6 protein-coding genes are annotated in these 6,558 nt (G+C 36.5%); 5 read left to right on the top strand and 1 reads right to left on the bottom strand.

What is annotated here, in order from left to right:
* From BFG57_RS08450 to BFG57_RS08440, 3 genes are all read left to right on the top strand, one after another.
* On the top strand, window positions 1-700 hold a 700-nt coding region (locus BFG57_RS08450), incomplete at its 5' end, for a glycerol-3-phosphate dehydrogenase C-terminal domain-containing protein (protein WP_281186639.1).
* Window positions 701-928: 228 nt separating this feature from the next.
* Window positions 929-2,671 (top strand): phospho-sugar mutase, encoded by a 1,743-nt coding sequence (locus BFG57_RS08445; RefSeq protein ID WP_069717047.1) that lies wholly within the window; start codon window positions 929-931, stop codon window positions 2,669-2,671.
* Between the two features lie 161 nt (window positions 2,672-2,832).
* The gene (locus BFG57_RS08440; protein ID WP_069717046.1) at window positions 2,833-3,555 is read left to right on the top strand and encodes an SDR family oxidoreductase; all 723 of its coding nucleotides are present in this window, start codon (window positions 2,833-2,835) and stop codon (window positions 3,553-3,555) included.
* Window positions 3,556-3,646: 91 nt separating this feature from the next.
* Here BFG57_RS08440 and BFG57_RS08435 read toward each other — a convergent pair whose 3' ends face one another.
* Window positions 3,647-4,201 carry a GNAT family N-acetyltransferase gene (locus BFG57_RS08435; RefSeq protein ID WP_069717045.1) on the bottom strand — a complete coding sequence of 185 codons (555 nt, stop codon included), beginning with the start codon at window positions 4,199-4,201 and terminating at the stop codon, window positions 3,647-3,649.
* A gap of 158 nt (window positions 4,202-4,359) precedes the next feature.
* Between BFG57_RS08435 and BFG57_RS08430 the strand changes: the two genes are divergently transcribed.
* Entirely contained in the window at window positions 4,360-5,796 is a 1,437-nt protein-coding gene (locus BFG57_RS08430) for a GAF domain-containing sensor histidine kinase (RefSeq protein WP_139125093.1), read from the top strand.
* Window positions 5,793-6,425 carry a response regulator gene (locus BFG57_RS08425; protein ID WP_069717043.1) on the top strand — a complete coding sequence of 211 codons (633 nt, stop codon included), beginning with the start codon at window positions 5,793-5,795 and terminating at the stop codon, window positions 6,423-6,425. The genes BFG57_RS08430 and BFG57_RS08425 overlap by 4 nt, the downstream gene beginning before the upstream one ends.
* Window positions 6,426-6,558 lie beyond the last annotated feature (133 nt).

The following is a 6,558-nucleotide window of genomic DNA, read 5'->3' as shown; positions in this document are numbered from 1 at the left end:
ATCTATTCGAGTAACAGAAGCCGATATTGAGTCTAGTTGGACTGGACTTCGCCCACTTATTCATGAAGAAGGTAAAGATCCTTCAGAAATTTCTCGTAAAGATGAGGTTATCATCTCTCAGTCAGGTTTGATTACGATTGCGGGTGGTAAGTTAACTGGGTATCGCAAAATGGCTGAAGATGTTGTTAACACGGTTGCAAAACAGTTTAAGGAAGAAGCTTATAAGGTTTTTTCCGAGTGTAGAACGAAGAACATACCAATATCAGGTGGAGATGTAGGTGGCGTTTCAAACTTTTCTTCATATGTAGAAAAAAAGATTGTAGAAGGAATTAAGCTTGGTCTTAAATTTTCAGAAGCAGAACTTTTAGTACGCCGTTATGGCTCGAACGTCGATACTATTTTTACTTATATGAAGGAATTTGATAAAACTTCAAAGTTATCACCATCTGTGTATGCTCGGTTAAAATATACAGTTGAACAAGAAGCTGCGGTGACACTAGTAGATTTCTTCATTCGTCGTACAGGATCATTATTCTTTGATATCAAATGGGTAAAAGAATGGAAAAAGGATGTTACGGAAATGATGTCTCAGCTACTTAATTGGTCTGAGTTTGAGAAGGAAAGGCATGTTGGAGATTTAGAACGAGAGCTTCACGATGCAGTTGTTGCATTAAAAGAAGAGGTAGTGAAACATACTTAAATGGAATGATAACGACCTTAAGATAACGATCAATAAGACATAGGAAATGTTATTTTATTAAAATAAATTATTTATGAAAAAACGTCATATGCCACACCTTTTTCGATATAATGATCTAATGTGAGTTTGTAAAGAGGTGTTAAGGTCTCTTTTCAGTACTGTATTTATGAAGGAATGTAAAAACATTTCACGAAATTAAAAGTATAAATAGAATAATAGGAGGTTCTTATGGGCTGGAAAGAAAAATATGCACGTTGGCAAAGTGCTAAATTAGAAAAAGAATGGGAAAAGCAGTTAGTTGAAATGTCTGGTGATGAGAAGGCATTAGAAGATTGTTTTTATAAAGAGCTGGAATTTGGCACAGGTGGCATGCGAGGGGAAATTGGTCCAGGAACAAATAGAATGAATACATATACGGTGCGTAAAGCGTCTGAAGGACTTGCGCGTTATATTGAAAGTTATGGACAGGAGGCAAAGGCACGTGGTGTAGTGATCGCTTACGATTCACGCCGAAAATCTCCAGAATTTGCACTAGAAGCAGCAAAAACACTTGGACAGCATGGAATACAAACGTATCTCTTTGATTCGTTACGTCCAACACCAGAGTTATCATTTGCAGTCCGATTTTTACACGCTTATTCAGGTATCGTTATTACAGCTAGTCATAATCCACCTGAATACAATGGATATAAAGTCTATGGTGAAGATGGGGCACAGTTACCACCAGAGACTGCTAATCTAGTAATCAAGAAAGTAAGTGATATAGATGATGAGCTTTCAATTCTAGTTGCTTCACCTGAAAAATTGAAAGAACAAGGACTGTTAAAAATTGTAAATGATGTAGTTGATAATGCATACATTCGTCAACTAACAACGATTTCGTTACAACGAGACTTATTTGCAAAAAATAATGTAAAAACCGTCTTTACACCACTACACGGAACAGCAAATATGCCTGTTCAACGAGGTTTTGAAGCGCTAGGTTATACGAATTACACGGTTGTTGCTGAACAGGAACAGCCTGATAGTGAATTTTCTACTGTTACTTCACCTAATCCTGAAGAACATTCTGCATTTAAGCTTGCGATTCGTGATGGGCAAGAGCAAGGAGCAGACTTGTTAATTGCAACTGATCCAGATGCTGATCGTCTTGGTATTGCAGTAAAGAATAATGAAGGTGAATACGTCATTCTTACGGGTAACCAAACAGGTGGATTATTTCTTGAGTATTTGCTATCACAAAGAAATAAACAAGGGATTTTACCGAAAAACGGTATTGTTATGAAGACGATTGTCACATCTGAATTAGGACGTGAAGTTGCAAAACATTATGGAATTGAAACGATGGACACGTTGACGGGCTTTAAGTTCATTGGAGAGAAAATTAAGGAATTTGAGCAGTCTGGCGAATATCAATTCCAATTTGGTTATGAAGAGAGTTACGGCTATTTAATTAACGACTTTGCAAGAGATAAAGATGCTATCCAAGCTGCATTGTTAGCTGTTGAAGTATGTGCACATTATAAAGAACAAGGTCTAACTATGTACGATGCACTTATGCAGTTGTTTAGTAAGTATGGCTACTATCGTGAAGATCTCGTTTCTCTCACGTTAAAGGGAAAAGAAGGAGCAGAACATATTCAACATATTTTGAATGTCTTCCGAGAAACTCCTCCTGAACAAATGGCTAGGCAATTAATTGCCTCACATGAAGATTACGAATTGTCTCAACGGACGATTGTACAAGATAAAAAAGTAGAAACTATTAACCTTCCAAAATCAAATGTTTTGAAATATTTTTTAGAAGATGGTTCTTGGTTCTGCTTACGACCATCGGGTACAGAACCGAAAGTGAAGTTTTACTTCGGAGTTAAGGGAGATACATTAGAAGATAGTACAAAGCGACTTGATTCTTTGAAAAAATCACTTATGAAGCGTATCGATGAAATTACTGTAAGTCAAATCGGGTGATGAAAGCTCGTACACCGAAGAGGTGTACGAGTTTTTGTATGCCTAATTTAATGAAAAGAAGCGATCGCTTTATTTTAATTTGGCATAATAAACATTGCGCACTTTGACAACGATTTAGTACAATCAAATTTCAGAGTTCATCATAGAAAGGATGACCATCAATGTTAAAACAACAAGTAGGAATTATTACAGGTGCTTCTAGAGGAATTGGTAAGGCGATCGCTTTCAAAATGGCTGAGCAAGGCATGAAGCTTACGATTGTAGGAAGCTCACAAGGGATTTTTGAGACACAAAAAGAACTAAACGAGAAAGGATATACCGAAATCACAGCTGTTCAAGCTGATGTATCAAATGAGGCAGATGTGAATGGCTTTGTACAAAAAACAATTGATACATATGGTAAAGTAGATGTTCTCGTCAATAATGCAGGAGTTGGTTTCTTTAAGCTTGCTGAAGAGACAACATTAGATGAATGGCAACATGCCTTCAATGTTAACGTCCAAGGTGTGTTCCTAGGTATGAAATCTGTTCTTCCACATATGAAGGAACGTCGTAGTGGCACAATTATTACAATATCATCTGATGTAAGCAGATATACAATTCCAAATGGTTCAGCATATACAGCAACAAAATATGCTGTTCAAGGTTTTTCTGGTGCTGTTTCACAAGAGGTACGTGAGTATGGCATACGTGTAGGCACCATTAACCCAGGAATGGTGGATTCATACTTTAACAATTCAGAACAAGGTTTGCCTGAGAAAGACGATTGGCTCAAACCAGAAAACATTGCAGACGCAGTCGTATATATGGCAAGTGCACCTAAGCATATGGAAATCGATGAAATTGTCTTACACCCATTAGTTCAAGATTGCCCTCGAATTTAAAGTAAAGTTAAATTAATAATGAAAAGGGGATACTCTAAGTTGAAATACAACTTACGAGACATCCTCTTTTTTGTGTCTATTATAGATTCGTTCAACGATTAGACAACTTTATATAATCATTTCTCAATATGCTATAAACATTGTGATCGACATAGTGATCATACAACCACTCAGCTTCTCTAGCAGTTCCTTCATGTGTGAATCCAAGTCGTAGGGGGACTGCCTGACTGCGCTTATTTTCAGTTGCTGCACGAATTTCAATTCGATTCAATTGTAGTTCCTGAAAGATGACATGAATGAGTGTGAGACATGATTTAGAGATAAGTCCTTTTCCTTCGAATTGCTCCCCAATCCAATAACCGATCGATGTCGCTTTATTGTTCCAATCAATTTTGTGAAGTCCAATCATTCCTGCAAGAGCGCCTCTATGCCATATTCCGAGTTGAAAGCCATTATCTTCTTCAAATTGTTTCATTGAAAAATTAATAAATCCCTTCGTATCATTAGAACTTTTAGTATTATCAACCCAAGGCAACCACTTTCTTAAATGTGGTCGACAGGAATCTACTAAGCTATATAGCTTTTCGGCTTCATTTAAGTGGATTAATTTTAATTCTGTATGTTCATCAACGAGTATTGAATTCATAACGTCCCCTCCCCTTCATGATAAAGATTATAAGAATTATACCACCATTTTTAATTTTTTCCAGAAGAGGATGCTAATTTTACTGAAAGTTTTTGTTTTTCTCTCTATAATAGAAGAAAAACAAAGGTGATTTCGTGGATAATAATTTTTCAAATGAAATGAATACGTTAAAAAGTATCGCAAAAACCTTAAATCAAGGTCAGTGTTTAGAAGATATGTTAGATGTTGTAGTAGCCGAATTGTTAAAGGTGACGAACCTTGAAACGGGTTGGATTTTTTTTATAGATGAAAAAGGTGAACACACTCTTATTAGTGATGTGAATCTACCGCCAGCATTGTGCGTGAAGAATAAGTTTCCGATGTGTGAAGGGGAATGCTGGTGTGTGGATCGTTTTCAAGATGGAAGATTAACAAAACCAGTGAATATTATGGAATGCAAACGTCTAGATGATGCTGTTAGTTTTGAGTGGGGGGAAACAAATGACGTGACACATCATGCAACGATTCCACTCGTTGCGGGCACAAAAACATATGGAGTGTTGAATGTTGCTGCTGGAGGTAAGGAACATTTTACAGAACGTGAATTATCATTATTAGAAGCAGCTGGTTACCAAATTGGAACAGCGATTAAACGAATGCAAGATTTACAGAAGGAAGAAAAACGTTCTGAGATGTTTCAAAGATACGGTGCATTTACAACAGAACTGAATCGAAAAATACCTGCACGAATCGATCAATTACTCGCATCTCACTTTCAATGGGACGGTGTTACGTTCACAATTAATGGTGAAACGTTTCAAACCATTAATAAAATAAATGACGACAACGATTCATATACAACAACATTTTCAGCAGGTCAATCAGTTATATCTTTACGTGTTCAAGGAAGCGTTTTAGATGAAATTGACCGAGATATTATGCAACATATTACGCAATATGTTGCAGTAACGTATGAGAATTTTAGACTTCAATTAGAACAACAAGAGCTAGCAAAAGTTGAAGAACGCAATCGATTGGCAAGGGATCTTCATGATTCAGTAAATCAATTACTCTTCTCTTTAACGTTAACGGTCAGAGGATTAAAAGAACGCGCACAAGATGCTGAGTTAGTGGATGGGCTTGAGTATGTTCAATCATTATCACAACAGGCATTGAAAGAAATGAGAACATTAATATGGCAATTGCGTCCAGTTCAATTAAATCATGGTCTCGTTAATGCGATTTCAACATATGCCAAGACATTACAGCTTGAAGTTGCGATTGATAGTAGTGGTTCGCTTCATCTACCAACCGTTATTGAAGAGTGTTTATGGCGGGTTGTACAGGAATGTCTTCATAATATTAAAAAGCATGCGGGTACAAATGATGCTTCAATCAAAATTCAACGACTGAAACAATCAGTAACAATTGTAATTCACGACAGTGGGAAAGGGTTTGATTATGATAAAGGTCAACCTATACCGTCACTAGGCCTAAAAACAATGCAGGAGCGTGTTGAGATTCTAAATGGGAAAGTTGAGATATATAGTAAGGAATCTGAAGGAACAAATATAATGATAGAGATACCGATTGAAGATGGAGGAGGTATGAAATGAGCATACGAGTGTTAATTGCTGATGATCACCCAATGGTTCGGCAAGGTTTAGTCTATTTTCTAAAAACACAAAAAGATATTGAAGTGATTGGTGAAGCCTCAAATGGTCAAGAGGCTGTTGAATTAGCTAACTCTCTCTGTCCACATATCGTTTTATTAGATTTACAGATGCCTGTTTTAGATGGGGTTGAAGCAACGAAACAAATTAAAAAACAAGTTCCTGAAACTGAAGTTATAATTTTAACGAGTTTTTCTGAACAAGATGATGTCATTCCTGCTATTGAAGCAGGGGCTTCAGGTTATCAATTGAAAGAAATTGAACCTGACGAACTTGTTCAAATTATACATGCTGTTCATAAAGGTGAACGTAGACTTCATCCATCTGCTACGAGCCATTTGATGAGTCATTTGTCTAATGGAGGAAAAGAAAAGAATCTTCTCGATGATTTAACACCAAGAGAGAAGGAAGTGCTACGAGAAATTGCTCACGGTAAGAGTAATAAGGAAATTGCTTCAAGTTTAGTAATTACAGAAAAGACGGTAAAAACACACGTTACAAATATTTTTGGAAAGTTACAAGTGTCAGATCGCACACAAGCTGCTTTATATGCAGTAAAACATGGCATTTAACATATTTAGACTATAGATGACATTTCTCATATGGTAAGACGAAAGTCGTAGAAAAGCCTGACAATTTTGTCGGGCTTTTTTTGTATGTGAAGTTCAATCTGTGCGTTGATAAAGTTTGTTCTGCATTTTAATA

It is taken from the genome of Bacillus solimangrovi (assembly GCF_001742425.1).
Lineage (GTDB): Bacteria > Bacillota > Bacilli > Bacillales > Bacillaceae_N > Bacillus_AV > Bacillus_AV solimangrovi.
Note: the sequence above shows the minus strand (reverse complement) of the source record. Positions and strands in the feature narration are given on the sequence as shown.

Excerpts from the sequence above, each read along its gene's own strand:
- BFG57_RS08445 (WP_069717047.1), top strand. The coding sequence starts at position 929 with ATGGGCTGGAAAGAAAAATATGCACGTTGGCAAAGTGCTAAATTAGAA.
- BFG57_RS08440 (WP_069717046.1), top strand. The coding sequence starts at position 2,833 with ATGTTAAAACAACAAGTAGGAATTATTACAGGTGCTTCTAGAGGAATT.
- BFG57_RS08435 (WP_069717045.1), bottom strand. The coding sequence starts at position 4,201 with ATGAATTCAATACTCGTTGATGAACATACAGAATTAAAATTAATCCAC.
- BFG57_RS08430 (WP_139125093.1), top strand. The coding sequence starts at position 4,360 with ATGAATACGTTAAAAAGTATCGCAAAAACCTTAAATCAAGGTCAGTGT.
- BFG57_RS08425 (WP_069717043.1), top strand. The coding sequence starts at position 5,793 with ATGAGCATACGAGTGTTAATTGCTGATGATCACCCAATGGTTCGGCAA.